Raw genomic sequence first — 25,191 nt, 5'->3', positions numbered from 1 at the left:
TCTCTCTCCACATCAATGACCGCCGCCGGGACCGTGCCGTGACACGAGCGGACGAAATGCCGCCAGGGCGTCCGCGTAGTCGGACGCGGCCGGATCCCCGGTGGGCAGGGTGAGGGCCAGCGCTTCGGCCGCGCCCAGAACCGCCGAGGCGAGTTCGTCCGGCGTCGTGCGGGCGATGACGCCGTCCTCGGAGGAGACGGAGACCCCGTCCTTGTTCCGTCGGAAGGAGAGGCCGAACGAGGTGTCGACACCGGTGAAGGCGAGCGTTCTGGCACTGCCGCGCAGAAGCGCGGGGAGGCTGTCCAGCAGCTGTGTCACCGAGAGGTAGATCATCATGCCCCGGTCGGGGGTACGGCCCGCCGAGTCGGCCGTACCCAGATCCCCGGCGACGGACATGTCACCCAGGTCGAAGCCACTGGGGTCGCCCTGACCGGGCCTGACGGTGAACCGCACAGTGATCACGGGGTGTAGCTCTTTCCTACCGGGAAGAAGGTGATGATGCGGTTCCCGTCGTCCGAGTCGACGACCAGGCGGTACCGGGCCCGCATTCCGTTCACGATCATCCTCTTCTCATAGGTCTGCATCCGGCGCGCGGGATCGGAGACCCGCGTGCCCTTCTCGATCATCGTCTCCGCGGCCTTCTCCACCTGGGCGCGTGTGGTCGACGGAGGCAGGAGATCGCCGTGGCCGCCGTTCGCGGTACCCGCGATGTGACGTTCGTCGATGTGCTGCCAGCCCTCCTTGGGGTTACCGTCCTCCATCCTCGGAGCGGTGCGGCAGAGCGCCAGCCCGTAGGGGTCGATCCAGGTCAGCGGATGCGGGCCGTACCAGTACGGGTTCGGGCCGGCGTCCAGACCGAGCGGGTCGGACGAGACATACCGCGCGGTCTCCGGGTCGTAGTACCGGTGGAAGTTGTGGTGCAGGCCGGTTTCGGGGTCCGCGTACTGGCCCGGGAACCGGAGCGGGCAGTCCACGGACTCACGGTCGTCCGTGGGGGCGGGATATCGGGTTCCCCAGAGGGTGGTACGGCGCTGCCAGGCCACGTCGCCGTCGGTGGAGACGAGTTCGGCCGGGGTACCGACCGAGTCCGTGACGACGGCGTGGAAGCGGACGGTGCGGTCGGCCGTCGTGTCCTCGGCGAGCCGGGCGAGGAACGAGGCGCCCGGGGCAATCTCCGCGGGTCTGTGCGTGGTCTGGGCGAGCGGACGGTGTGTGCCGGGTGCGTAGTCCCAGGTGGCGACCCTGCCGTCAGCGGCTCGCTGTTCGGCGAGACGGGTGTCGTCCCAGGTGAAGTCCGTGCGATCGGCCTCTGTGCCGTCGTCGCCGAGACGGTACTTGGACATGCGGCGACCGAGCGGATCGTAGGCGTAGCGCCAGCGCTCGCCGTCCGGTGTGGTGGCCTCGGTGAGACGGTCCTCGGCGTTCCAGGCGAACGTCCAGACGCGCTGCTGCCCGTTGAGCAGCTTGCGGACCCTGCGTACCAGGCGGCCCTGCTCGTCGTACGCGTACGAGGTGCGGCCGGAGCGGCGGACGAGGGTCCCTTCGGACACGTGGTCGCCGGTCGCGTCGTGGGCCGGCGCCGAGGCGTGGGTGAGGTTGCCCGACGCGTCGTACGCATAGGTCTCGGTCCATCCGTGACCGCGCACGCCCGTGACCCGCCCCATGACATCGAGGTCGTAGCGGCGGGTGCCGGTGGTGAGTTCGCGGACCTCGGTGACGTAGCCGTCGGCTCGGTAGGCGTAGGCGCGGTGCTGGAGCAGGAGGTCCGCCTCCACGGCGCCCCGTGTCGTCAGCGACTGGGTGGTGAGGCGGTCGCTCGCGTCCCAGCTCTGGGAGAGGGCTGTGTCCGTGCCGATGAGGCGACGTGTCTCGCGTCCGGCCGCGTCGTAGGCGAACCGCAGCTCCCCGTCCGCGACCCGGAGCTCGGCCGGTCGCCCGGCGGGGTCGTACGTCCATCGCGAAGTGACGCCGCTCGGGGTGCGGCGCCGGGTACGCCGTCCGAGAGCGTCGTAGGCGTGCGTGGTCGTGCGGCCGTTGACGGTTTCGGCGAGAACACGGCCGAGCGCGTCGCGCTCTACGGTGAGGTCGGCATCCGCGTTGGCGGTGTGCGCGAGGTGACCGTCCGGACCGTACGTGTACCTCGTGACGGTGCCCGTGTCGTCTGCCTGCTCCGTCACCCGGCCGAGTGCGTCCCGGGTGAAGCTCAACGTCTCCCCGGCGCCGTTGGTGCGGGACAGCAGACCGCCCGCGGCGTCGTGCGTGTAGGTGAGGGTACGACCGTCGAAGTCGGTCTCCGCCGTCGGGCGGCCGGCCGCGTCGTAGGTGTACGACCAGGTCAGCCCCTGCGGGTTGGTGACGCCGGTCAGCCGTAGCTCGGTGTCGTAGGTGAACGTGTGAGCCGCACCGTCCGGGTCGGTCCGGGCGGCGGCAACGTCGAAGTGACCGGTGGTGCGGTGAGTCGTGTTCCCCGCGGTATCGGTATGGGCGAGGAGGTTGCCCTCGGCATCCCAGGTCCACGACTCCCGCGTGCCGTCCGCTTGTTCGCGCCAGGCAGGCCTGCCCTCGGTCGTCCAGCCCATGCGCGTGGTGTGGCCCAGTGGATCGGTCACCTCGACGACGCGGCCGAAGGAGTCCCGGCGCACGGACGTCGTGTGACCCAGTTCGTCGGTGAGGGCGACGGGCAGCCCGGCCGCGTCGTGGGCCGTCGTGCGGGTGTGGCCGAGCGCGTCCGTGACGGACGTCCGACGGCCCGACTCGTCGTATGTGTACCGGGTCTCGGCGCCGGCCGGGTCGGTGGTCGCCAGCAGGTTGCCGCGCTCGTCGTAGGTGTGCCGCCAGATCGCCCCACCCGGTTCGAGGACCTCCGTCGGCAGGCCGTGCGCGTCGTGGACGGCCCCGGCCACCGACCCGTCCGGAAGCGTGAGCCCGGTGAGATTCCCGGCGCCGTCGTAGGCGTACCGGGTCGTACGGCCCAGCGGATCGGTGACCGAGCGGGGCCCCGCACCCCACTCGTCCCACTCCGTGCGGGTGACGTGCCCCAGCGGGTCCGTCTCCTCGACGACCAGGCCCTCGGAGTTGAACCGATGGCCGGAGACGTGGCCGAGGGAATCGGTGTACGTCGTCGTGGAGGCGGCGTCGTCGTACGTCAGCGTGCCGGACAGGATGCCGTCGACACCCTCGGTGCGGACGACCCGCCCGCGCTCGTCGTAGACGTACGAGAACCAGGTCCCGTTGCGGTCGGTCCACCGCGTCATCCGGCCCTGGTCGTCGTAGGTGAACCGCAGCGGTTCACCGCTGGAGTCGATCACCTCGGTGAGGTTGCCGGACGGGTCGTAGCCGTACCGCATGACGAGCGTGCCGTCGCCCACCGGGCCGTCGGGGCCGTAGCGGGAGGGCGGTTCGTCGAGCAGACGCAGGGCGGTGACGCGGGGGCCCCGGGTGTCGACGGCCAGGTAGTAGCCACCGGAGTGGCGGATGCCGAACGGCACGCCCTCCTCGTCGCGTTCGACGTCGATCCGCGCGCCGTTGCGGTCGCTCCAGGAGTCCAGCGGCAGATGGACGACACCGAAGGAGCCCGAGGAGAAGGGGGTGCTGAAGGTGCGCACGACGCCGGAGCGGGGGTCGGTGATCGTCATGACGCCGTCCGGTTTGCCGTCCCAGCGCAGGGGCCAGCGCGCGCCCTTCACCGGGAGCGTCGCCACGTCCGGCTCCGGTACGGGATAGACGAGCCGCATGCCGTCCGCCGCCGCGAAGACGACACCCTCGCCGTCGATCTGCACGCACTCGTCGAGGGTCGACGTCCAGGTGGGGCCGAAGCAGACACCGCCACGGTAGGAGGACAGATGGGTGCGCTGGAAGAGGAGGGGGAGGGAGGCGGGCAGGGTCAGGTCGGTCTGGGTCATCAGCATGGCGCCCGTCGCCACGTCGATCGGCTCGCCGACGCAGGGTGTGCGGTCGGCGGTACGCGCGGCCGGTCCGAGCTCGACGAGGTCGGGGCGGAGCGACGGCGGCCGCAGCAGTAAGGGAGTGGTGTCGCTGAACGCGCCCTCCACCCCCGCCTTGAGCACGCCGCTGCCCGCGCCCAGCGCGCCGCCGAAGATCATGCCGTCCTTGGCGGCCTGGTTGACCTCGTCCAGGCTGAAGCCCTGCTGCAGTCCGGTGACCATCTTCAGAGGCTGGGCGACGGCGAGATCGACGGTGACCGACTCGATCCCGCCGAAGGAGGCAGCGACCAGGGTGCCCGCCGCTATCTCGGCGACGGTGGTGGACACGGCGACGCCCATGGTGGCGCCGAACTCGATGATGGCGTCCGCCGCCGCGACGGCGGCTCCGGAGGCGAGGCCCGCGGTGAAGAAGGCGAGTGCCACCCCGCCCGCGATCACCGCGGCGTCGATGCCGATCTGCGTCCAGAGCTTGTTGATGGCGTCGTCGATCGCGTCCGCGAACTTGTCCAGCGCCGTCGCCATCGCCCGTGCGGACCCGGCCAGGTCGCTCAGCCAGCCGGCGTCCTTGCCCTTGGCATAGCGGTCCCAGAACTTCGCGAACGCGTCTATCGATTCACCGGTGTTGTGGTGGATGAGGGAGGAGGCGCTCGTGTGCACCGGCCCCCGTACGTCGTCGACCGCGTCGGCGAAGGTACGCCACGCGGTCGCCGCGGACCGCAGGGAACCGGAGTTGGCGTCCGGCCACCACAGTCCCAGCTTCAGCAGGATCTTCTTGGCCTCGTCCTCAACGCTCACCGGCACCGTCGCTCTGCTGGTCCTTGCCCGTGACCTTCACCTCGGTGAACATCCCGGCGATCAACTGGTCGTTGTCCGCGTGTCCGTCGGCCAGGTCGTCCATGGCCTCGTGGATGCTCACCAGGCCGAGTACGAGCGTGCCCGCGGCGCTCTCGATCTTCTTCTGCAGGGGTGAGTAGGAGTCACCGAACTCGGTGCCCTGCTCGTCGTCGCCCCAGGGCTTGCCCAGACCGTCCAGGGTGGTGACGAGAGTGGTGAGCGCTTTGCTGAGGTTCTTCGCCCCTTCCTGGAAGTCGGGCGCCGCTCGCTTCAGATCGGCGGTGCGGATGTGCAGGACCATGCCGTCGCCGTTGCCCTCACCCATGCGGCTCCCCCCGTCTGACGCACCGTTCGCATATGCGTTCCGACCCTAGGAGAACCGGTTCAAGGGACGGTCAAGGACATGTCATACGTGGGTCATGAGTCGGCGCGAGTGCCGTCCGTGAGTGAGATATCGATCGGATAAAGGCTCTCGCGTGTCGTGGGTGATGCGCGTAGACAGTCGGTGGCCTGGTGCGGAACGGCCGGTTAACCAACTCACCCAGATCCGGAGAACCCATGCGGAAGTCCCTCAGAGCTGCGGCCATCGGTGCCGCCTGTGCCGTCGCCGGCGCCGCCCTCTACGGCACCGGTGTCGCCACCGCCGGGCAGTCGACGGCGAACTCGACCCACGAGCCCTACAACATCGGGGTGTTGGTCAAGGACATCGACACCTACTACGGCACCACGCTCGACAGCAACGGCGTGTACCAGGCCTCCAGCACCAGCCAGTACGCCAAGGACCTGGCGCGCCTGGAGTCGGACGCCGAGCGACACATCGACAAGGCGGCGCACAAGGCGAGGCACCGGGGCGAGAAGCCGGCGGTCGTCTTCGACATCGACGACACGCTGCTGCTCTCGCTGGACTACGAGAAGAAGACCAACTACACGTACAACGGCGCCACGTGGACGTCGTACGTGGCCCAGGCCGACCGTCCGGCCGTCTTCGGCACCCCCGAGCTCGTCGCGTACGCCAAGTCCAAGGGCGTCGAGGTCTTCTACAACTCGGGCCTGAAGGAGTCGCAGCGCGTCGACGCGGTCACGAACCTCAGGAAGGTCGGCGCCGACGTCAACCTCGACGCCGCCCACATGTTCCTCAAGGACGCCGCCAACCCGCCCGCGTACCTGAGCTCCTGCGCCACGGCCGCCGCCTGGAACTGCACCACCGTGCAGTACAAGGCCGGCACCCGTAAGCACATCGAGTCCCTCGGGTACGACATCGTCGCCAACTTCGGCGACCAGTACTCGGACCTCGACGGCGGCTACGCGGACAAGACCTACAAGCTGCCGAACCCGACGTACTTCGTCAGCTGACATGCTCTCACCGTCCCTGTGGGACAAGGCGAACGCCCCCGCCGGTCGTCACCGGCGGGGGCGTTCCTCTGACTGGCTCCGAGGGGGGCTCAGGCCAGCAGATCCATGGGGCCGGACAACGCACCGGGTTCGGCGGGGCCGGACCCGTGGAGCCGTCGACCGGTGTCCTTCCTCCACGCACTGGAGAGGACGAAGAAAACGAGCGGGCGGTTGTTCCGCGGCGCGAATCCGTGCTGCCGAGCCACCCCCGGCCGCCTGGCACGGGGCCGTTGGTCCGTGGCGCGCGCCCGCGGCGGGACGCCTGGCCGCGTATACGGTCCCCGTCCGTCACCCATGGGGAATCGGTGTCCCCATGTGACGCGATGCGTGGCCGCGGGGGCGTTCCGGCAGGGCCTCGAACGGCGTGTGGCGGGCCGCACCGGATTCCGTAACACAGGGAACACCTGAACGCGGTTCAACGCGGGAACAATCCAGCCAGCATCCGCACACCCGCCACGCAGGTTACGAGGAGTATCGCCATGTCCGAATCGCAGAAGGTGGCAGCGCCGCCAAGTTCCGTGCCACCGGCGGCGAACAGCGTCGACCGGTTTTTCAAGATCTCCGAACGGGGTTCCACGTTCGGGCGGGAGATACGCGGCGGTTTCGCCACGTTCTTCACGATGGCCTACATCCTTGTCCTGAATCCGATCATTCTCGGCAGCGCCAAGGACAAGTTCGGCCACCACCTCGACAGCGGCCAACTCGTCACGGCCACGGCCCTGGTGGCCGCGGTGATGACCGTCATCATGGGGGTGGGCGGCAACCTGCCGCTCGCGATCGCGGCGGGCCTCGGTCTGAACGCCGTCGTCGCCTTCCAGATCGCCCCGCTGATGAGCTGGCCCGACGCCATGGGCCTGGTGGTCATCGAAGGCGTGATCATCTGCGTGCTGGTCCTCACCGGGCTGCGCGAAGCGGTCATGAACGCCATCCCGCAACAGCTCAAGCACGCCATCGGCGTCGGCATCGGGCTGTTCATCGCCTTCATCGGCTTCGTGGACGCCGGCTTCGTCAGCCGCATCCCGGACGTCGCGAACACCACCGTGCCCGTGCAGCTGGGCGCGACGGGCTCGCTGACCGGCTGGCCCGTCCTGGTCTTCTGTCTCGGTGTGCTGCTCACCATCGGACTGATGGCGCGCAAGGTGAAGGGCGCCATCCTGATCAGCATCGTGACGACAACGGTGCTCGCCGTGATCATCAACTCGGCCGCCGACATCAAGAGCTGGGGCCTGACCACGCCGAAGCTCCCCTCCGACGTGGTCGCCGCCCCGGACTTCGGCCTCGTCGGTCACTTCAGCCTGTTCGGCGGCTTCGGCGAGACCGGCGCCCTGACGGTCGTCCTGCTGATCTTCACCCTCATCCTCTCGGACTTCTTCGACGCCATGGGCACGATCGTCGGCATCAGCGCCGAGGCCGGACTGCTCGACGACGAGGGCAAGGTGCCGGGCATCGGCCGGGTGCTGTTCATCGACGGTGCCGCGGCGGTCGCGGGCGGCGCGGCCTCCGCCTCGTCCAACACCGCGTACATCGAGTCCGCGGCAGGGGTCGGCGAGGGCTCGCGGACCGGCTTCTCGAACCTGGTCACGGGCGGCATGTTCGCTCTCGCCCTGTTCCTGACCCCGCTGCTCACCATCGTCCCGCTCCAGGCGGCGGCCCCCGCCCTCGTCGCGGTCGGCTTCCTGATGATGACGCAGGTCAAGCACATCGAATGGGACGACTACGAGATCGCGATTCCCGCGTTCCTCACGATCGCCGCGATGCCTTTCTCCTACTCGATCACCAACGGCATCGGCGCGGGTTTCGTCGCCTACGTCGTGATCAAGGCGGTGCTCGGCAAGCTCCGTGAGGTCCACTGGCTGCTGTGGGCCGTGTCGGCGCTGTTCCTCGTGTACTTCGCGATCGATCCGGTGAGGCAGCTGTTCGGCGTCAAGTGACGGCAGGGGAGAAGGGCCGCCCCGGGGTGCGGGGCGGCCCCGGGTCGTGCGAGGCGCCTCAGCCCTTGAGGGCCGCCTGCATCATCGCCCTGGCCACCGGGGCCGCCAGGCCGTTGCCGCTGACCTCGGAGCGCGCCGCGTCGGACTGCTCGACCATGACCGCGACGGCGACCTCCTTGCCGTTCGAGTCGGACTTCGCGTACGACGTGAACCAGGCGTAGGGCGTCTTGCTGTTGTTCTCGCCGTGCTGGGCCGTTCCCGTCTTGCCGCCCACCGTCGCGCCGGGGATCCGGGCGTTCGTGCCCGTGCCCTCCTCGACGACCGTGCGCATCGCGGACCGGAGCTGTCCGGCGGTCGACGGACTGACGATCTCCTTGGTCTCCGTAGGGTCGTCGTAGTTCCTCACCACATTGCCGCCGGCGTCACTGGTCTGCGCCACCATGTGCGGCGAGACCAGCTTGCCCCCGTTGGCAAGAGCCGCCGACACCATGGCCATCTGGAGCGGGGTGGCGGTGACGTCGTACTGGCCGATGCCCGTCAGCGCCGTGGACGACTTGTCCATGTCCGAGGGATAGACACTCGGGTACGCCCGTACCGGCACGTCCTGCGAGGTGTCGTTGAAGCCGAACTTCTCGGCCATCGCCCTCAGCTTGTCCTGGCCGAGGTCGACGGCCATCTTCGCGAAGACGTTGTTGCAGGAGTACTGCAGCGCGACCCGGATCGGGGCGTTCGCACAGGGCGCGGAGGCGCTCTCGTTCTTCAGGACGGTCGTCGTGTTCGGCAGCGTGTACGGGTTCGGGCTCTCTGTCCGCGTGTCCACGTCCGGGTACAGCCCGTCCTCCAGCGCGGCCGCGGCGACGACCAGCTTGAACGTCGACCCCGGGGGCAGCGGCTGGCGCAGCGCCCGGTTGGTCATCGGCTTGTCCGCGTCCTTCGTCAGCCTCTTCCAGGCGGCGGAGTCGCCGCTGCTCAGCAGCGAGGGGTCGTACGACGGGGTGGAGACGGCGGCGAGGATCCTGCCGGTCGTGGGGTCGATGGCGACGGCCCCGCCCTTCTTGTCGCCGAGCGCCTCGTACGCCGCCTTCTGCACGGCCGGGTCGATCGTCGTGACCACGTCACCCGGATCGGAGCGCTTGCCGGTGACCGTGTCGAGAGGGTTCTTGAGCTGGTCGTCCGTGCCGTCCAGCAGGTTCCGGTAGATGCCCTCCAGCTGGGTCGCCCCGAACACCTGCGAGCTGTAGCCCGTGACGGCCGCGTACAGGCTGCCGTCGGTGTACGTGCGCTTGTACCTGAGGTCGCTGCCCTTCGTCTGCGTGGAGCCGGTGATCGCGTCGCCGGCCACGATGATGTTCCCGAGCGGGTTCGCGTACTGCTCGATCGCGTTGCGCCGGTTGTTCTTGTCGTCCGCGAGTGCCCTGCCGTCGTAGAACTGCACCCAGGTCGCCCTGATCAGCAGGGAGAGCACGAGCAGCAGGGTGAAGACGGCGGCACGCCTGATCGTCTTGTTCATCCCGCTCAGAAGGACGAGCGGACGGGGGTGGATCGTTCCCTTCGCCCGCATTTCTCATGCGCCGTTCATGAGGGCCTGGTCAGCGCGCCAGGGTGAGAACGACCTCGTCCGTCTCCTCGCCGCGCGCGTGCGCGTACCCCCGCGCCTTCGCGGTGAGCTGGAACCCGCACTTCTCCAGGACCCGCCGCGACCCGGGGTTGTCGGCCGCCGCCCGCGCGTACAGCGGGCGCTCGGGCACCTCGGCCAGCAGGCCCCGCAGCGCGGCCGTCGCGATGCCGCGGCCCCAGTAGGCCCGGTCGATCCAGTACGTGACCTCGCGCTCGCCGGGCTCCCCGTACACCGCGGCGCTGCCCACGACGTCGCCGTCCGCGAGGACCGTGCGCGTCAGCGTGCCGGGCGAGGCGCGGACACGCTTCCAGTGGGCGTCGAACGCGTCCCGGTCGGCCGGGTCCCTGGGGGTGAACGCGGCCATCCGCAGGGACTCCGGGTCGTTCAGCTGCCGGTAGAAGACCGGCAGGTCGCTGTCGTGGACCGGGCGGAGAGCGATCTCCATGGTTCAGAGCCTCCGGGTGGCGAGCGTCAGCCGGTCGCGGGCGTCGAACAGCGCGTCCTTCACCATCTGCTCGTGCGCGGGGGTGAGCCGGGCGACCGGCACCGAGCAGCTGATCGCGTCACGGGCCGGGGTGCGGTACGGGATCGCGACGCCGAAGCAGCGCAGCCCCAGCGTGTTCTCCTCGCGGTCCACGGCGAAGCCCTGCTCCCGTACCTGGCGCAGCTCCTCGATGAGCTTCTCCCGGTCGGTGATCGTGTGCTCGGTGAGGGCGGGGAGCGTCTCCGGGAGCATCTTGCGGACCTGCTCGTCGGTGTGGGTGGCGAGCAGCGCCTTGCCCAGCGAGGTCGAGTGCGCCGGGAGGCGGCGGCCCACCCGGGTGAAGGGGCGCAGATAGTGCTGGGACTGGCGGGTGGCCAGATAGACGACGTTCGTACCGTCCAGGCGTGCCAGGTGGATGGTCTCGGTCGTGTCGTCCGACAGCCGGTCCAGGGTGGGCCGGGCCGCGGCCACCACCTCGTCGCCGTCGATGTACGAGGTACCGACCAGCAGGGCGCGTACCCCGATGCCGTACCGCGTGCCCGTCGCGTCCGTCTCCACCCAGCCGAGCTCCACGAGGGTGCGCAGCAGCATGTACAGGCTGGACTTCGGATAACCGACGGCCTCCTGGACCGCGGCCAGGGAGTGCATTCCGGGCCGGCCCGCGAAGTACTCGAGCAATTCCACGGTCCGTACCGCGGACTTGACCTGCGCTCCGCCGCCTGTCTCGCCTGCCGACATCGCCCTTGACCCCCTCGTTGGACGGGAAATAGTCTCCGCATCATATTCACCATCAGAGACAGCGTTCAGTATATCGAACGCCGCTGGTCGGTGACACAAGAACCGCGGCATCACATCTGGAGGGACCCCCGGTGGCAGCAGCACCAGTCTGGAGTGTCGACCCCCGTACCGGGAAGCAGCGCGAGCAGGTTGCGGTGGAGGCCACAGCCCAGGAGGTCGACGAGACCGTCCGCGCCGCGCACGCCGCCCGGGGAGCCCTCGTGGACCGCACCGCGCGCGCGGCCTTCCTGCGTACCGCCGCGGACCTGCTCGAAGGGGCCAAGGACCACCTCGTCGAGGCCGCCGACGCGGAGACCGCGCTCGGCCCGGTCCGGCTCACCGGCGAACTCGCCCGCACCTGCTACCAGTTGCGGGCCTTCGGGGACATCGTCGACGAGGGCGCGTTCCTCGACGTCGTGATCAACCACCCCGACGACACGGCGACCCCGCCGATCCCGGACCTGCGCCGCTACAAGGTGCCGCTGGGCGTCGTCGCCGTCTACTCGGCCTCGAACTTCCCCTTCGCCTTCTCGGTCGCCGGCGGCGACACCGCGAGCGCGCTGGCGGCCGGCTGCCCGGTCGTGGTCAAGGCGCACCCCGACCACCCGGCACTCTCCGAGCTGGTCGCGGCCGTCCTGCGCCGGGCCGCCGGCCGGCACGGCATCCCGGCGGGTGTCGTCGGCCTGGTGCACGGCTTCGAGGCGGGCGTCGAACTCGTCAGGCACCCGCTGGTCACGGCGGCCGGTTTCACCGGGTCCGTCCGTGGCGGCCGGGCACTCTTCGACGCGGCGGCCGCGCGCCCCGTGCCGATCCCGTTCCACGGCGAACTCGGCTCCCTGAACCCCGTCGTCGTCACCGAGGCCGCGGCGGCCGAGCGCGCCGAGGCGATCGGTGCCGGACTCGCGGGCTCGATGACGCTGGGCGTCGGCCAGTTCTGTGTGAAGCCGGGCCTGGTGCTGGCCCCGGCGAGCGCGGCCGGCGACCGTCTGCTCAAGTCGCTCACGGACGCCGTCAGCGACACCGACGCCGGTGTCCTCCTCGACCACCGTATGCGCGACAACTTCGTCGCCGGGGTCGCCGAGCGCGCCGGACTCCCCGGCGTGGAGGCCCCGGTGACGCCCGGCGCGGGCGGTGAGCACACGGTGAGCCCCGGCTTCCTGACCGTGCCCGCGCGGAAGCTCGCGACCGCCGGTGAGCACGACCTGCTCCTGGAGGAGTGCTTCGGCCCGCTCACGGTGATCGTCCGCTACGAGGACGAGTCCGAGGCCGGCGCGGTCCTCGCCCGTCTACCCGGCAACCTCACCGCCACCGTGCAGCTCTCCGCCGAGGAGGCGGCCGGCGAGGGGCGCGGCGCCGAGATCCTCGCCGAGCTGACGCCGCTCGCGGGGCGGGTCGTGGTCAACGGCTGGCCGACGGGCGTCGCCGTCGCCCCGGCCCAGCACCACGGTGGCCCGTATCCCGCGACGACGTCCACGTCGACCTCCGTCGGCGGTACGGCGATCGAGCGGTGGCTGCGGCCGGTGGCCTATCAGGGCGCTCCCGAGGCGCTGTTGCCCGCCGAACTGCGGGACGACAACCCGTTGGACCTGCCGCGTCGGTTCAACGGGCGGCTGGAGCGCTGAGAGCTCGGCGGGAGGCGCCCTCGGGCCCGCGGCCGCCGGTGGGCCGTGGGCCGGCCCCGGCCGGTCGCGCGGCCGCCCGCGCCCGGCGCGAGCGCGCCGCGGTGGACCTGGGAGACTTGGCGGATGGACCTGGAACTTCCTGAACTCCCCTTCTCCCTGCGCACGTACGGCCCGGACGGACACTGGTCCTACGAGGACGGGGTGCTCGCGGGCTGGGCAGGCGGTCGCCAGGACCGTTTCGTGCCGCCCACCGGCGAGGCCCTGGACCCCGCCTCGGACGCGCCCCGGCTGCTCGGCGCCCCCGAGGGGGACTTCCAGCTGATCGCCCGGGTCACGGTCGGCTTCGGTGCCTCCTTCGACGCGGGCGTGCTCTACGTCCACGTGGGGGAGCGCGCCTGGGCGAAGCTGTGCCTGGAGTACTCCCCGGACGTGCCCACCGTCTGCACCGTGGTCACCCGGGGCCATTCCGACGACGCCAACTCCTTCACGGTGGAGGGGAGTTCCGTCTGGCTGCGGATCAGCAGGACCGGCCGCGCCTTCGCCTTCCACGCCTCCCGCAACGGAACGAACTGGACCTTCATCCGGCTCTTCACGCTGGGCGACGAGAAGGAGACGTCCGACGCGCTGGTCGGCTTCATGACGCAGTCCCCGATGGGGGAGGGGTGCGTGGTCACGTACGACGGCATCGAGTTCCGCCCGCACTGGCCCCAGGACCTGAGGGACGGCAGCTGACCGCAGCCGGTTCGGCCGGACCGGAACCGGAACCCCCACCGCCACGTCCTCCGCTACGTGATCAGAACGCACCGCACCGTCGGCTCCCTCGTGATCAGGACCGCGCTGGCGGGCGAGGCCGCCGCCATCGCCGACCTGCATGTCCGCGCCCGCGCCACCTACTACCCGGACGGCCTGCCCGAGGACGGACTCGACTGGCCGGCGCTCTGGCGCGGCGCCATCGAGCGCCCGGACACCCATGTCCTGTGCGCGGTGCGCGACGGGCGACTCGTGGGCATCGCCTCCTTCCGTACGGACGAGGGCGCGCCCGCCGACTCCGTGAAGCTCTTCCAGTTCCACGTCGCCCCCGACCGCTGGCGCGACGGCATCGGCACCTCCCTGCACACGGCCTGTGTCGAGGAGTGGCAGGCCGACGGGAAGCGGACGGCCACGCTCGACGTGCACGTCGACAACGAACGCGCGCAGGCCTTCTACGCCCGCCAGGGCTGGGTGCCGGACCCGGAGAACCCGCCGGCCGAGGGTGATCACCACCTCTTCCTGCGGTACACCGTCCCCGGGGAATGAACCCGGCCGCCTGAACGTTTCCGCCCGAGGACCCGTGGAGGGTGCCGCCGTATCCCCGTACCCGTACGACCTGGAGAGAGCCGAGACATGCGCGTCGAGATCTGGAGCGACATCGCCTGCCCCTGGTGCTACGTGGGAAAGGCGCGCTTCGAGAAGGCGCTCGACGCCTTCCCGCACCGCGACGGGATCGAAGTGGTGCACCGCTCCTTCGAGCTCGACCCGGGCCGCGCCAAGGGTGACATCCAGCCCGTCCTCGCGATGCTCACCAAGAAGTACGGGATGAGTGAGGCACAGGCGCAGGCCGGCGAGGAGAACCTGGGCACGCAGGCCGCCGCCGAGGGCCTCGCCTACCGCACCCGGGACCGCGACCACGGCAACACCTTCGACATGCACCGCCTCCTGCACTTCGCCAAGGAGCAGGGCCGCCAGGACGAGCTGATCGGGCTGCTGTACCGGGCGAACTTCGCCGAGGAGCGGACCGTCTTCGGCGACGACGAGCGGCTCGTGGAGCTGGCCGTCGCGGCCGGACTCGACGCGGACGCGGCCCGCACGGTCCTCGCCGACCCGAAGGCGTACGCCGACGACGTGCGCGCCGACGAGCGCGAGGCGGCCGAGCTGGGCGCGAACGGCGTGCCGTTCTTCGTCCTGGACCGCAAGTACGGAGTCTCCGGTGCCCAGCCCGCCGAGGTGTTCACCCAGGCGCTGACCCAGGCCTGGGGAGAGCGCCCGCCGCTGCGGCTGATCCAGCAGGGTTCCACCGACGCGGAGGTCTGCGGCCCGGACGGATGCGCCGTGCCCCAGCAGTGATTTCCTGGTCGGGGCGCTTGTATAAGCGTTCTTTAGGGGAACCGGGTAAAAGTCCGCAATGGACGGGGGGTGCCCGGGGCCGCAGAGTAGGTCCCATGGAGACCTTCGAGAGCCTCGTACGCGCCGAGTTCGCCCCGAAGAACACCTATCTGAACTCCGCGAGCACCGGACTGCTGCCGGTCCGCGCGGTGGACGCCATGCGCACGGCGGTCGCGTCCGTCGCCGCCGGACGGCCCGCCGACATGTTCGCGGACGTCGAGGCCGCCCGCGCCTCGTTCGCCCGGCTGGTCCAGGTCCCGGCGACCCGGGTGGCGGCCGGGGCGTCGGTCGCCGTCTACAGCGGACTGATCGCGGCCGCGCTGCCGTCCGGCGCGGAAGTGCTCACCGCCGAGGCCGACTTCAGCTCGGTGGTGAACCCCTTCCACGTCCGCGGCGACCTCAAGGTGCGCGCCGTACCGCTGGAGCGGCTCGCCGAATCCGTACGCCCCGGCACCGCACTCGTCGCGGTCAGCGCCGCGCAGTCCGCGGACGGCCGGGTCGCCGACCTGCCCGCGATCCGCGAGGCCGCGCGGACCCATGGCGCGCGGACGTACGTCGACGCGTCGCAGGCCGCCGGCTGGCTGCCGCTGACGGCGGACGCCTACGACTACGTCTCCTCCGTCGCCTTCAAATGGCTCGTCTGCCCCCGGGGCGTGGCCTTCCTGGTCGTCCCGGAGGACTTCGGCGGGCTCACCCCGCTGTTCGCGGGCTGGGTCGCGGGGCAGGCGCCCTGGGACAGCTGCTACGGCCCGGTCGAGGAACTCGCCCACTCGGCACGGCGGTTCGACGAGAGCCCCAGCCTCTTCTCGTACGCGGGCGCCCGGCACTCGCTGGAGCTCGTCGAGAAGCTGGGTGTGGAACGCGTACACACCCACGACCTCGGCCTCGCCGACCGATTCCGCGCCGGGCTGCGGGAACTGGGCCACGAGCCGGTGCCCGCGCCGGGCTCGCCGATCGTCTCCGTACCCGGACTGGGCCGGCTGCAGCCGGAGTTGAGCAAGGCCGGAGTCGAGGTGTCCGACCGGGCGGGCAACCTTCGCGCCGCCTTCCATCTGTACAACACACCCGCCGACGTCGACCGGCTGCTGGACGCTCTGCGCCCCTGAGACCCGGCGGCTCCCGTGTTGTGCCGGGGCCGGTCAGTGGTCAGCGCACGGGGGTGAAGTCGCGGGCCCCGATGAAGTCGGGCCTGCGCACCGGCGCCGCGAAGGGCTCCACCGCCGCGTTCTCCACGCTGTTGAACACGATGAAGACGTTGCTGCGCGGGAACGGGGTGATGTTGTCGCCCGAGCCGTGCATGCAGTTGCAGTCGAACCAGGTCGCCGAACCGGCCCGGCCCGTGAAGAGCTTGATGCCGTGCCGGGTGGCGAGGTCGGTGAGCGCCTCGTCGGACGGCGTACCCGCGTCCTGCATCTGCAGCGACTGCTTGTAGTTGTCCTCCGGGGTGGAACCCGCACAGCCGAGGAACGTCCGGTGCGACCCCGGCATGATCATGAGGCCGCCGTTGGTGTCGTAGTTCTCGGTCAGCGCGATCGACACGGACACCGTCCGCATGTTCGGCAGCCCGTCCTCGGCGTGCCACGTCTCGAAGTCCGAGTGCCAGTAGAACCCGCTGGCCCCGAAACCCGGCTTGACGTTGATCCGCGACTGGTGGACGTAGACGTCCGAGCCGAGGATCTGCCGGGCCCGCCCGACCACGCGTTCGTCGCGGACGAGACGGGCGAAGATCTCGCTGATCCGGTGCACCTCGAAGACGGACCGGATCTCGAGCGACTTCGGCTCGACGATCGAGCGCTCGTCGGCCCGGATCGCGGGATCGGTGACGATCCGCTCCAACTCCTGCCGGTACACGGCGACCTCGTCCTCGCTGAGGAGCTCCTCCACGGGGAGGAAGCCGTCGCGCTCGTACGTGTGCAGTTCGGAGCCGGTGATCGGGCCGGGTTCGCCCGGGGCGCTCCAGACGACCGGGTCCTGGCGGGGTACGGACACCTCGGTGGCGCCGCGGCTGGGGTAGAGATCGGTGAGGGTGGTCATCGGCGTGTCACACCTCCTCGGTGAGCAGCGGGTAGACGCCGTTCTCGTCGTGGTCCTCGCGCCCGGTGACGGGCGGGTTGAAGACACAGATGCAGCGGAAGTCCTCCTTGATCCGCATCGTGTGCCTCTCGTGTCCGTCGAGCAGGTACGTGGTGCCGGGTGTGATCGTGTAGGTGAACCCGGTCTCGTTGTCGGTGAGTTCGGCCTCGCCCTCGACGCACACGACGGCCTCGATGTGGTTCGCGTACCACATAGACGTCTCCGTGCCCGCGTACAGGATCGTCTCGTGCACGGAGAAGCCGACCTTCTCCTTGGCGAGGACGACGCGCTTGCTCTCCCAGGTGCCCGAGGCCGACTTCACGTGCCGGTCGGTGCCTTCGATGTCCTTGAACGAACGGACTATCACGATGCTGCGATGCCTCTCTCTCGTGGCTCGGGTGCGGGGTTCGGGGTGGGTCTCAGAGGGTCTCGCGCACGGCGCGGGCGAGGGTGCGCAGGCCTTCGTCGAGTTCTTCGGGGGTGATGGTGAGCGCCGGGAGGAGCTTCACGACCTCGCTCTCCGGTCCGGATGTCTCGATGAGCAGCCCGAGTTCGAAGGCGCGCTGCGCGACGCGTCCCGCACGCTCCTTCTCGTGGAACTCCAGCCCCCAGACGAGCCCGCGCCCCCGGTACTCCCGGACGTCGGCGAGGTTCTCCTCGGTGATGGAGATCAGGCCCTGCTCGATCTGCTCGCCGCGGGTGCGGGTCTGCTTCTCCATGGCGGAGCCGTCCGACCAGTACGTCTCCAGGGTCGCGGCGGCCGTGACGAACGCGGGGTTGTTGCCGCGGAAGGTGCCGTTGTGCTCGCCGGGCTCCCAGACGTCCAGTTCGGGCTTGAACAGGCACAGCGACATGGGCAGTCCGTAGCCGCTGATGGACTTGGACACGGTCACGATGTCGGGCACGATCCCCGCCTCCTCGAAGGAGAAGAACGCTCCCGTCCGCCCGCAGCCCATCTGGATGTCGTCGACGATCAGCAGCATGTCCCGCCGCCGGCACAGGTCGGCGAGGGCGCGCAGCCACTCGGGCCGGGCGACGTTGATGCCGCCCTCACCCTGGACGGTCTCGACGATGACCGCGGCGGGCTGGTTGAGACCGGACCCCTGGTCCTCCAGCAGGCGTTCGAACCAGAGGAAGTCCGGCACCTGGCCGTCGAAGTAGTTGTCGAACGGCATCGGGGTGCCGTGCACGAGCGGGACTCCGGCGCCGGCGCGCTTGAAGGCGTTGCCGGTGACGGCCAGCGACCCGAGCGACATCCCGTGGAAGGCGTTGGTGAAGGACACGATCGCCTCGCGCCCCTTCACCTTCCGCGCCAGCTTCAGCGCGGACTCCACGGCGTTGGTGCCGGTGGGGCCCGGGAACATCACCTTGTACGGCAGATCACGCGGTCGCAGCACGATGTTCTGGAAGGTCTCCAGGAACGCGCGTTTGGCGGTCGTCGACATGTCGAGACCGTGGGTGACGCCGTCGCGTTCCAGGTAGTCGATCAGGGCGCGTTTGAGGACCGGGTTGTTGTGCCCGTAGTTGAGGGAACCGGCGCCCGCGAAGAAGTCGAGGTACGCGTGTCCGTCCTCGTCGTACATCCGGCTGCCCTGCGCCCGGTCGAAGACGGTGGGCCAGCTGCGGCAGTAGCTGCGCACCTCCGACTCCAGGGTCTCGAAGACGCTCAGGTCGGGCGGGGTGATGGTCACGGCGGAATCGCTCCTCGGTGCGTGGGGGGTCAGAGGGAGAGGGGACCGATGCGGTACAGGACTTCGGGGTCGTGGGGCCCGTCCGGGCCGTTCGGGAAGTTCCCCGACCCGAACAGCACCTCGCGCTCGACACGCGCGCCGTGGCGGGCGGCGAACGAGGTGAAGAGGCGTTCGGAGGCGATGTTGCCGGGGGTGATGGTGGTCTCGACCCCGCTGACCGTCCGCTCCCGGGCGACCCGCGCGGTCAGTCCGTCGAGCAGGGCCGCGGCCAGTCCGCGTCCGCGGTGCGAGGCGTCGACGGCGACCTGCCAGACGAGCAGGGTGTCCGGGCGCTCGGGCCGGACGTACCCGGTGACGAATCCGACGGGCAGCCCGTCCGGGTCCGCCGTGTCGCGTGCGACCACCGAGGTGCCGGCGAAGTCACGGCACCACAGCAGATAGCTGTACGAGGAGTTCAGGTCGAGGGTTCCGGAGTCCTTGGCGATGCGCCAGAGGGCGGCCCCGTCGGCCACCTCCGGACGGTCGATCCGAAGGCCCTCTGGCATTTCCAGGAATTCCGCTGGCAGGTCTGTCTGTGCGGCGGTCATGCGGATTGAATTTACCGATGGAAATTCGAAAATGCATCGTCGAGGGGGGTTACGTGCTAAGGGATCCTGTGTTATCACGTGCCCGTAAGCATTGGCTCGACGGCCACCGATAGGTACAGGTCTGTCCGTATATGAGGGGAGGAAACGGGCGGGCTGTGGAGTGTGTCACAGCGACGCAATGGCCATGAGATCTGCCCGAATCATGTCGATTGGCGTTCGCGAAATCTTTGCGTTTAGCGGCAAAGAAAGCGGGCAGAAGAATATGGGAATCTACGCATGATTAACAGCCGAATTAGCGGAGTGAATGCACGTTGTGATGAGTCCGTGGATGTGTGGCGGAATCTCGCACAGGGGCGGGCGGTGCGCACCGACGGGTGTCGGTGCGCACCGCCCGTGGGGTGCTCTGCGGCTCACAGGCCGCGGGCGGTGATGTCGCCGTAGGCGGTGGTCGCCCGGATGTCCAGGGCGGTCCCGGTGCCTCCGGTGGTGCCGAGCGCGTTGTGGATCCGGCCGTGGTCGGTGCCGGCGTCCAGGGACGCGGGGACTCCGTGGGCGGCGCCGACCGAGATGTCGCCGTGCCCGGTGCGCAGCGTGACCGTGCCGTGTACGGCCTCCGTGATGTGGAGGTCGCCCTTCTGGGTGCTGATCTCCGCGGGGCCGGCCAGCCGGCCGACCGAGATGTCGCCGGCGAGGACGGTGAGGCGGGTGCTCGCGGCCTCGTCGAGCCGGACCGTGGCCCGCCCGCCCTCGAAGGCGACGTCACCGAGCCGTCCGACGCCCCGGAGCTCGGCGTCGGCCGCCTTCGCTTCGACGCGGGAGCCGGCGGGCAGCCGGACCGTCACCTCGACGGATCCGGAGGCGCCGAGGATCCGGTTCTTCGCCGCCGCGGTCTCTATCCGCAGGACGCCGTCGCCGTAGGTGACCTCGGTCTGCTCCGCCGCCTTGACGTCGCGGGCCTTGGTGGCGTCCGCCGGCAGGATCTCGACCGTGGTGTCGGCCCGGTCGGCGGCGATGAACCGGACGCGTCCCGCGGGGATGTCGAGGACGGCCGAGACGGGGGCGGGGGTGTCGAACTTCTGCATCGCGCTCTCCTTCATCTGTGCCGCGGGCTTCCGTGGCCCGACGTTTCTGATGATGGAAACGCTACGTTGCATTCAATGATCCGGCAATACGCTCGTTGCGCAAAACCGCGAATAGTGCAGGTGACAGTCGATATTTCGTTGCAATGACCTTGAATCTAATGCAACAACCGTCACTCTGGCCGTTGCAATGAATTGGAGGTGAACGCTATGCTGGAGGCACCACGGACGACGAAGGAGACCGCGATGCCGGGAGGCAGACTCACCCAGCAGGAACGCCAGCAGGTCGCGCTGGGGCTGGCCGACGGCCTCGCCTACGCGGAGATCGCCAGACGTCTCGACCGTCCGACCTCGACCATCACCCGGGAGGTCATGCGCAACGGCGGCCCGACCGCGTACCGCGCCGACCTCGCCCATCGCGCCACCGAACGCCGCGCCCACCGCCGCAGGCAGACCGTGCCCCAGGGGGCGGAGGCGCCCCCGCAGCCCCATGGCCGGGACGCCGAGGCGGTGCGCGAGTACGAGGAGACGTTCACCACCGTCATCATGGCGTCGGGCATGTCCAGGATGATGTCCCGGGTGCTGGCCTGCCTCTGCATCAGCGACGCGGGCAGCCTCACCGCGGCCGAACTCGTCCAGCGCCTCCAGGTCAGCCCGGCGTCCGTCTCCAAGGCGATCGCGTTCCTCGAGAGCCAGGGCCTCGTCCGCCGGGAGCGCGACGAACGCCGTCGCGAGCGCTACATCGTCGACGACGACATCTGGTACCAGTCCATGATGGCCAGCGCCCGGTCCACCGCCCAGCTCGTCGAGACCACCCGGGAAGGCGTCCGCGTCCTGGGCCCGGGCACTCCGGCCGCCACCCGTCTCGAGAACATCGCGCGCTTCCTCGACTTCGTCTCCGAGAGCATCGCCCGCGCCGCCGAGCAGGCCCGCGACATCCTCCACGTGAAACCCGAACCGGCCTCCGGGCAGCCGGCCCGTCCGGCGTCCGGGGGCGAGGCCGTCGAGGCGGCACGGACGTCCGGCGGCGAGCCCTCGGAGAGCGACGGAGAAGGGTAGGCGCGGCGGAGTCAGGAGCCGGAAGTCGGGCGGAGGTGCCGCGGCCCCGCCCTCTACCTACCCCCACACCTCCGTCACCGCGCGCCGGGCCCCTTCCAGGTCCACCGCGTGTCCGGACTCGGCGAGCGCGGCGCCGACGGCGGCGAGGCAGGAGTGCACGACGCCCCGCGTCGCGTCGGGGCCGTAGTGGTTGACGCGGATCATCTCCTTCGCCAGCGCACCCCCGCCCGCGACCAGCGGCAGCACCGGATCCGCCGCCAGCGCCCTGGCGACGAGCACCGTCGCGTCGGCCCCGGCCGGCACCCGCAGGGTCGTCGCGACCGGCGCCGCGTCCTCGGCCCGGTACACATACGGCTCCAGCCCGCCGCCGAGAGCCACCGCCCCCGCCCGGGTCGCCGCCGCGGCCGAGCCGTGCCGGTCCATCACCGCGTCGAGCCCCTCGCCCTCGATCCGCTCGACACACGCCTCCAGCGCCAGCATCTCCAACTGCGCCGGCGCGTGCAGCAACGCCTTGCGCCCACCGTCGACCCACCGCTCCTTCCAGTCCAGCAAGGACAGGTAGGACCGCCGGGGCGCCCCGGGGTTGGCCGCCATCCGCGCCCACGCCCGCTCGCTCACGGACACGGCCGACACACCGGCAGGCCCGCCCATCGCCTTCTGCGCCCCGATCACGCACAGGTCGACTCCCCACGCGTCCGGCAGTACCGGCTCCGCACCGATCGACGCGACGGCGTCCAGGTAGAACAGCGCGCCGTGCTCGCGCACCACCTCGCCGATCTCCGCGACGGGGTTCGTGTTGCCGGTCGCGGCCTCCGCGTGCACCAGCGAGACGAAGTCGATCGACGGATGCTCGGCGAAGGCGTCGCGCACCTGCGCGGCCGTCACCGCGGTGTGGAACGGCACCGCGAGATCGATGACCGTGGCCCCGCAGTCCCGCAGCCAGTCCCCGAAGGTCTGACCGTACGGCCCGGTGATCACGTTGAGCGCGGTGGTGCCGGGGCCCGCGGTACCGCGGATCGCGCCCTCCAGCGGCAGCAGCGCCTCGCCCTGGGTGATCAGGACGTCCTGCTCGGTGGAGAGCAGCCGCGCCACACGGTCCTCGATCGACGCGAAGTGCGCGGCGCTCAGCGGGGCGAGGTCCAGAAAGGGGTGGGTCACGGCGTTGCTCTCTTCGCTCACGGGTTCCAATGCGCAGCTCCGAGCGTATCCGGCACCCCCGGACGGCCGGAGCACGGGCGGCGGCGCCGGTGGCACAGGTGTGCGCCGGGCACGGCGGGGCAGGTGGGGGCGGTGCCCGCCGACTTCGCGGCGGTCGTCCGACGGGCGGCCGAAGCCGAAGAAGGCACGGTCGGCCATGCCGCAGGACGCCTCGGCAGACGTGACTTCTGAGGCCGAACGGTGCAAGGACCATCGGATTGGTTTGAGTGAGTCAAACTTTTCCTTATAATCGGAAGCCTCAGTTCCCCCCACAGGAGGTCTCCGTGAACTCGGTCCCCGGACGCCGGACGCGCATGCTGGCCGCCACCACCGCGACGGCCGGGCTGCTGCTCGTGGCCGGGTGCTCCTCGGGCGGCGGAGGGGGCAAGACCACCGCCCACGGGGTTCCCCTGGTGAAGGCGGGGCAGCTCACGACGTGCACCCACCTCCCGTACCCGCCCTTCCAGTCGGAGATCGACGGCAAGGTGCAGGGCTTCGACGTCTCGCTGATCGACCTGGTCGCCAAGGACCTCGGCGTGAAGCAGGCCATCGTGGACACGCCCTTCGAGAACTTCAAGACGGGCGCGTTCCTCAACTCCGACCAGTGCGACCTCGCCGCGGCCGGCATGACGATCACCCCGGAGCGCAAGAAGAACGTCGACTTCTCGGACCCGTACTTCGAAGCCACCCAGGCCGTCCTGGTCGACAAGAAGAGCGGGATCGACTCCCTCGCGGGTGTGAAGGCCAAGGGCAAGAAGCTCGGCGCCCAGGCGCAGACCACCGGTGAGGACTACGCGCGCAAGCGGGGCTTCGACCCGGTCTCCTTCGAGTCCTCCGACGCGGTGCTCAACGGCCTGCGCACCGGCCAGGTCCAGGCCGTCATCATCGACTACCCGGTCGTCCAGGGCTGGTTGAAGGACAAGGCCAACGCCGGCGCCTTCAAGGTGGTGGACAACCTCAACACCGGTGAGCAGTACGGCTTCACGGTGAAGAAGGGCAACACCAAGCTCGTCGACGCCCTCAACGCGGCGATCAAGGACGCGAAGGCGGACGGCACGTACAAGAAGCTGTACGAGAAGTGGATCGGCCCGTACGACGAGAGCGCCGCCACGGCCTCCCCGTCCGCCTCATGAGGGACGGCGACGCACAGGTACGGCAGCCCCGCAGGTCCGGCCTGAGCCGGCGGCAGAAGCGCACGCTCTCGCGCGGCGCCCAGTACGTCGTCTTCGTCGCGGCCGTGATCGCCTTCGCCGCGACGGCCGACTGGGGACGTCTGAAGAACCAGTTCGCGCAGTGGGACCTGGTCCGGCAGATGTTCCCGGACGTCATCACACTGGCGCTGAAGAACACCGTGCTCTACACGATGTCCGGATTCGTCGTCGGTCTCGTGCTCGGCATGGTCATCGCCCTGATGCGGCTGTCCCCGGTGGGCCCCTACCGCTGGGTCGCCGGCATCTACATCGAGATCTTCCGGGGCCTGCCCGCCCTGCTGATCTTCGTCTTCGTGGGTGTCGCGGTGCCGCTGGCCTTCCCCGGCACACAGATCCCCGGCGGGACGTACGGCAAGGTGGCGCTCGCCCTCGGCCTGGTCTCGGCCGCGTACATGGCCGAGACGATCCGGGCGGGCATCCAGGCGGTCCCCAAGGGCCAGATGGAGGCGGCCCGTTCGCTGGGCTTCTCGCACGCGCGGGCCATGGTCTCGATCGTCGTCCCGCAGGCGTTCCGCATCGTGATCCCGCCGCTCACCAACGAACTGGTGCTCCTCTTCAAGGACTCCTCGCTGGTGCTCTTCCTCGGGGTCACGCTGGAGGAGCGCGAACTCACCAAGTTCGGGCGCGACCTGGCCAGCCAGACCGCCAACTCCACGCCGATCCTGGTCGCGGGCCTGTGCTATCTGCTGGTCACGATCCCGCTCGGATTCGTCGTACGCCGTCTTGAGGCGAAGGCCGGGGAGGCCAAGTGAGCAGGCCCGAGATCCAAGTGAAGGACCTGCACAAGTCCTTCGGTGACAACGAGGTGCTGCGCGGCATCGACCTGGAGATCGGCTCGGGCGAGGTCGTCTGCGTCATCGGGCCGTCCGGCTCCGGCAAGTCCACACTGCTGCGGTGCGTGAACCTCCTGGAGGAACCCACCAGGGGCCAGGTCCTCGTCGGCGGTACGGAGGTCACGGACCCCGATGTCGACATCGACGCCGTGCGCCGCCGTATCGGCATGGTCTTCCAGCAGTTCAACCTCTTCCCGCACCTGTCGGTGACCGAGAACCTCACGCTGCCGCAGCGCCGGGTGCTCGGGCGGGACAAGGAGCGGGCGGCGAAGGTGGCCGCCGAGAACCTCAGGCGGGTGGGCCTGTCGGAGAAGGCCGACGCCTACCCCGCCTCGCTCTCCGGAGGTCAGCAGCAGCGGGTGGCGATCGCCCGCGCGCTCGCCATGGGCCCCGAGGTGATGCTCTTCGACGAGCCCACCTCGGCCCTGGACCCCGAACTCGTCGGCGACGTGCTCGCGGTGATGCGCAGGCTGGCGAACGAGGGCATGACGATGATGGTCGTCACCCACGAGATGTCGTTCGCGCGCGAGGTCGCCGACCGGGTCGTCTTCATGGACGGCGGGGTGATCGTCGAGGACGGCTCCCCCGAGCAGGTCATCGGCAACCCGGACAACGAGCGCACCCGCCACTTCCTCTCCCGGCTGCTGGACCCCGCGATGGCGGACGTGGAGGAGGAGACCCCCGACCGGGAGGGACGGGGCCCGAACTAGGGTGCAG

General features: G+C 70.1%; 23 protein-coding genes. 11 read left to right on the top strand and 12 right to left on the bottom strand.

Annotated elements, in window-relative coordinates; genetic code table 11:
* Positions 1-12 precede the first annotated feature (12 nt).
* From HEP85_RS10255 to HEP85_RS10245, 3 genes are read right to left on the bottom strand one after another with little or no spacing between them, the layout of a single operon-like run.
* The gene (locus tag HEP85_RS10255) at positions 13-462 is read right to left on the bottom strand and encodes a hypothetical protein (RefSeq protein ID WP_168527502.1); all 450 of its coding nucleotides are present in this window, start codon (positions 460-462) and stop codon (positions 13-15) included.
* Complete coding sequence (locus tag HEP85_RS10250; RefSeq protein WP_211117903.1) at positions 459-4,739, bottom strand: DUF6531 domain-containing protein; 4,281 nt, start codon at positions 4,737-4,739, stop codon at positions 459-461. The genes HEP85_RS10255 and HEP85_RS10250 overlap by 4 nt, the downstream gene beginning before the upstream one ends.
* Entirely contained in the window at positions 4,729-5,103 is a 375-nt protein-coding gene (locus HEP85_RS10245; RefSeq protein ID WP_168527501.1) for a hypothetical protein, read from the bottom strand. Before HEP85_RS10245 ends, HEP85_RS10250 begins: the two co-directional genes overlap by 11 nt.
* Before the next feature lie 233 nt (positions 5,104-5,336).
* Here HEP85_RS10245 and HEP85_RS10240 point away from each other — a divergent pair, with 233 nt between their 5' ends.
* Both HEP85_RS10240 and HEP85_RS10235 read left to right on the top strand, forming a co-directional pair.
* Positions 5,337-6,131, top strand: coding sequence for an HAD family acid phosphatase (locus HEP85_RS10240; RefSeq protein WP_168527500.1), 795 nt, complete (start codon positions 5,337-5,339; stop codon positions 6,129-6,131).
* 518 nt (positions 6,132-6,649) lie between these two features.
* The gene (locus tag HEP85_RS10235; protein ID WP_168527499.1) at positions 6,650-8,101 is read left to right on the top strand and encodes an NCS2 family permease; all 1,452 of its coding nucleotides are present in this window, start codon (positions 6,650-6,652) and stop codon (positions 8,099-8,101) included.
* A gap of 58 nt (positions 8,102-8,159) precedes the next feature.
* Here the strand turns inward: HEP85_RS10235 and HEP85_RS10230 are convergent, their stop codons facing one another.
* The 3 genes from HEP85_RS10230 to HEP85_RS10220 form a co-directional block, all read right to left on the bottom strand.
* Entirely contained in the window at positions 8,160-9,611 is a 1,452-nt protein-coding gene (locus tag HEP85_RS10230; protein WP_168527498.1) for a penicillin-binding protein 2, read from the bottom strand.
* A gap of 79 nt (positions 9,612-9,690) precedes the next feature.
* Complete coding sequence (locus HEP85_RS10225) at positions 9,691-10,164, bottom strand: GNAT family N-acetyltransferase (protein ID WP_168527497.1); 474 nt, start codon at positions 10,162-10,164, stop codon at positions 9,691-9,693.
* A gap of 3 nt (positions 10,165-10,167) precedes the next feature.
* Entirely contained in the window at positions 10,168-10,941 is a 774-nt protein-coding gene (locus HEP85_RS10220) for an IclR family transcriptional regulator (protein WP_081223720.1), read from the bottom strand.
* Between the two features lie 131 nt (positions 10,942-11,072).
* Between HEP85_RS10220 and HEP85_RS10215 the strand changes: the two genes are divergently transcribed.
* From HEP85_RS10215 to HEP85_RS10195, 5 genes are all read left to right on the top strand, one after another.
* The gene (locus tag HEP85_RS10215) at positions 11,073-12,602 is read left to right on the top strand and encodes an aldehyde dehydrogenase (NADP(+)) (RefSeq protein ID WP_329286939.1); all 1,530 of its coding nucleotides are present in this window, start codon (positions 11,073-11,075) and stop codon (positions 12,600-12,602) included.
* A gap of 123 nt (positions 12,603-12,725) precedes the next feature.
* A complete protein-coding gene (locus tag HEP85_RS10210; protein ID WP_168527495.1) occupies positions 12,726-13,334 on the top strand; it encodes a DUF1349 domain-containing protein in 609 nt (202 codons plus the stop codon).
* A gap of 90 nt (positions 13,335-13,424) precedes the next feature.
* Positions 13,425-13,898, top strand: a complete 474-nt coding sequence (locus tag HEP85_RS10205; protein WP_168533499.1) for a GNAT family N-acetyltransferase — start codon at positions 13,425-13,427, stop codon at positions 13,896-13,898.
* Between the two features lie 87 nt (positions 13,899-13,985).
* Positions 13,986-14,705, top strand: coding sequence for a DsbA family oxidoreductase (locus tag HEP85_RS10200; RefSeq protein ID WP_168527494.1), 720 nt, complete (start codon positions 13,986-13,988; stop codon positions 14,703-14,705).
* Between the two features lie 95 nt (positions 14,706-14,800).
* Complete coding sequence (locus HEP85_RS10195) at positions 14,801-15,850, top strand: aminotransferase class V-fold PLP-dependent enzyme (RefSeq protein ID WP_168527493.1); 1,050 nt, start codon at positions 14,801-14,803, stop codon at positions 15,848-15,850.
* Between the two features lie 40 nt (positions 15,851-15,890).
* Here HEP85_RS10195 and thpD read toward each other — a convergent pair whose 3' ends face one another.
* From thpD to HEP85_RS10170, 5 genes are all read right to left on the bottom strand, one after another.
* Entirely contained in the window at positions 15,891-16,778 is an 888-nt protein-coding gene (gene thpD / locus HEP85_RS10190) for an ectoine hydroxylase (protein ID WP_168527492.1), read from the bottom strand.
* Positions 16,779-16,785: 7 nt separating this feature from the next.
* Complete coding sequence (locus tag HEP85_RS10185) at positions 16,786-17,184, bottom strand: ectoine synthase (protein ID WP_168527491.1); 399 nt, start codon at positions 17,182-17,184, stop codon at positions 16,786-16,788.
* 52 nt (positions 17,185-17,236) lie between these two features.
* Positions 17,237-18,508 (bottom strand): diaminobutyrate--2-oxoglutarate transaminase, encoded by a 1,272-nt coding sequence (gene ectB / locus HEP85_RS10180; RefSeq protein ID WP_168527490.1) that lies wholly within the window; start codon positions 18,506-18,508, stop codon positions 17,237-17,239.
* 29 nt (positions 18,509-18,537) lie between these two features.
* On the bottom strand, positions 18,538-19,095 hold the full coding sequence (gene ectA, locus HEP85_RS10175; RefSeq protein WP_168527489.1) for a diaminobutyrate acetyltransferase: 558 nt from the start codon (positions 19,093-19,095) through the stop codon (positions 18,538-18,540).
* A gap of 410 nt (positions 19,096-19,505) precedes the next feature.
* A complete protein-coding gene (locus HEP85_RS10170; RefSeq protein WP_329286931.1) occupies positions 19,506-20,177 on the bottom strand; it encodes a DUF4097 family beta strand repeat-containing protein in 672 nt (223 codons plus the stop codon).
* 243 nt (positions 20,178-20,420) lie between these two features.
* Here HEP85_RS10170 and HEP85_RS10165 point away from each other — a divergent pair, with 243 nt between their 5' ends.
* The gene (locus tag HEP85_RS10165) at positions 20,421-21,233 is read left to right on the top strand and encodes a helix-turn-helix domain-containing protein (RefSeq protein WP_168527487.1); all 813 of its coding nucleotides are present in this window, start codon (positions 20,421-20,423) and stop codon (positions 21,231-21,233) included.
* A 57-nt stretch (positions 21,234-21,290) separates the two neighbouring features.
* Here the strand turns inward: HEP85_RS10165 and HEP85_RS10160 are convergent, their stop codons facing one another.
* A complete protein-coding gene (locus HEP85_RS10160; RefSeq protein WP_329526047.1) occupies positions 21,291-22,412 on the bottom strand; it encodes an aminotransferase class V-fold PLP-dependent enzyme in 1,122 nt (373 codons plus the stop codon).
* A 302-nt stretch (positions 22,413-22,714) separates the two neighbouring features.
* On the opposite strand from HEP85_RS10160, the gene HEP85_RS10155 reads away from it, so the two are divergent.
* The 3 genes from HEP85_RS10155 to HEP85_RS10145 are packed head-to-tail and all read left to right on the top strand — an operon-like array spanning position 22,715 to position 25,184.
* Positions 22,715-23,563: a transporter substrate-binding domain-containing protein gene (locus HEP85_RS10155; protein WP_168527486.1), complete on the top strand. Its 849-nt coding sequence runs from the start codon at positions 22,715-22,717 to the stop codon at positions 23,561-23,563.
* Entirely contained in the window at positions 23,560-24,393 is an 834-nt protein-coding gene (locus tag HEP85_RS10150; RefSeq protein WP_168527485.1) for an amino acid ABC transporter permease, read from the top strand. Before HEP85_RS10155 ends, HEP85_RS10150 begins: the two co-directional genes overlap by 4 nt.
* Positions 24,390-25,184 (top strand): amino acid ABC transporter ATP-binding protein, encoded by a 795-nt coding sequence (locus HEP85_RS10145; RefSeq protein ID WP_168527484.1) that lies wholly within the window; start codon positions 24,390-24,392, stop codon positions 25,182-25,184. Before HEP85_RS10150 ends, HEP85_RS10145 begins: the two co-directional genes overlap by 4 nt.
* Positions 25,185-25,191: the final 7 nt, after the last annotated feature.

The sequence above is a fragment of the Streptomyces sp. RPA4-2 genome (assembly GCF_012273515.2).
GTDB lineage: Bacteria > Actinomycetota > Actinomycetes > Streptomycetales > Streptomycetaceae > Streptomyces > Streptomyces kaempferi.
Note: the sequence above shows the minus strand (reverse complement) of the source record. Positions and strands in the feature narration are given on the sequence as shown.

Coding starts and splice junctions, on each gene's coding strand:
- HEP85_RS10245 (WP_168527501.1), bottom strand. CDS start 5,103: ATGGGTGAGGGCAACGGCGACGGCATGGTCCTGCACATCCGCACCGCC.
- HEP85_RS10240 (WP_168527500.1), top strand. CDS start 5,337: ATGCGGAAGTCCCTCAGAGCTGCGGCCATCGGTGCCGCCTGTGCCGTC.
- HEP85_RS10235 (WP_168527499.1), top strand. CDS start 6,650: ATGTCCGAATCGCAGAAGGTGGCAGCGCCGCCAAGTTCCGTGCCACCG.
- HEP85_RS10230 (WP_168527498.1), bottom strand. CDS start 9,611: ATGAACAAGACGATCAGGCGTGCCGCCGTCTTCACCCTGCTGCTCGTG.
- HEP85_RS10225 (WP_168527497.1), bottom strand. CDS start 10,164: ATGGAGATCGCTCTCCGCCCGGTCCACGACAGCGACCTGCCGGTCTTC.
- HEP85_RS10220 (WP_081223720.1), bottom strand. CDS start 10,941: ATGTCGGCAGGCGAGACAGGCGGCGGAGCGCAGGTCAAGTCCGCGGTA.
- HEP85_RS10210 (WP_168527495.1), top strand. CDS start 12,726: ATGGACCTGGAACTTCCTGAACTCCCCTTCTCCCTGCGCACGTACGGC.
- HEP85_RS10200 (WP_168527494.1), top strand. CDS start 13,986: ATGCGCGTCGAGATCTGGAGCGACATCGCCTGCCCCTGGTGCTACGTG.
- HEP85_RS10195 (WP_168527493.1), top strand. CDS start 14,801: ATGGAGACCTTCGAGAGCCTCGTACGCGCCGAGTTCGCCCCGAAGAAC.
- thpD (WP_168527492.1), bottom strand. CDS start 16,778: ATGACCACCCTCACCGATCTCTACCCCAGCCGCGGCGCCACCGAGGTG.
- ectA (WP_168527489.1), bottom strand. CDS start 19,095: ATGACCGCCGCACAGACAGACCTGCCAGCGGAATTCCTGGAAATGCCA.
- HEP85_RS10170 (WP_329286931.1), bottom strand. CDS start 20,177: ATGCAGAAGTTCGACACCCCCGCCCCCGTCTCGGCCGTCCTCGACATC.
- HEP85_RS10165 (WP_168527487.1), top strand. CDS start 20,421: ATGCCGGGAGGCAGACTCACCCAGCAGGAACGCCAGCAGGTCGCGCTG.
- HEP85_RS10150 (WP_168527485.1), top strand. CDS start 23,560: ATGAGGGACGGCGACGCACAGGTACGGCAGCCCCGCAGGTCCGGCCTG.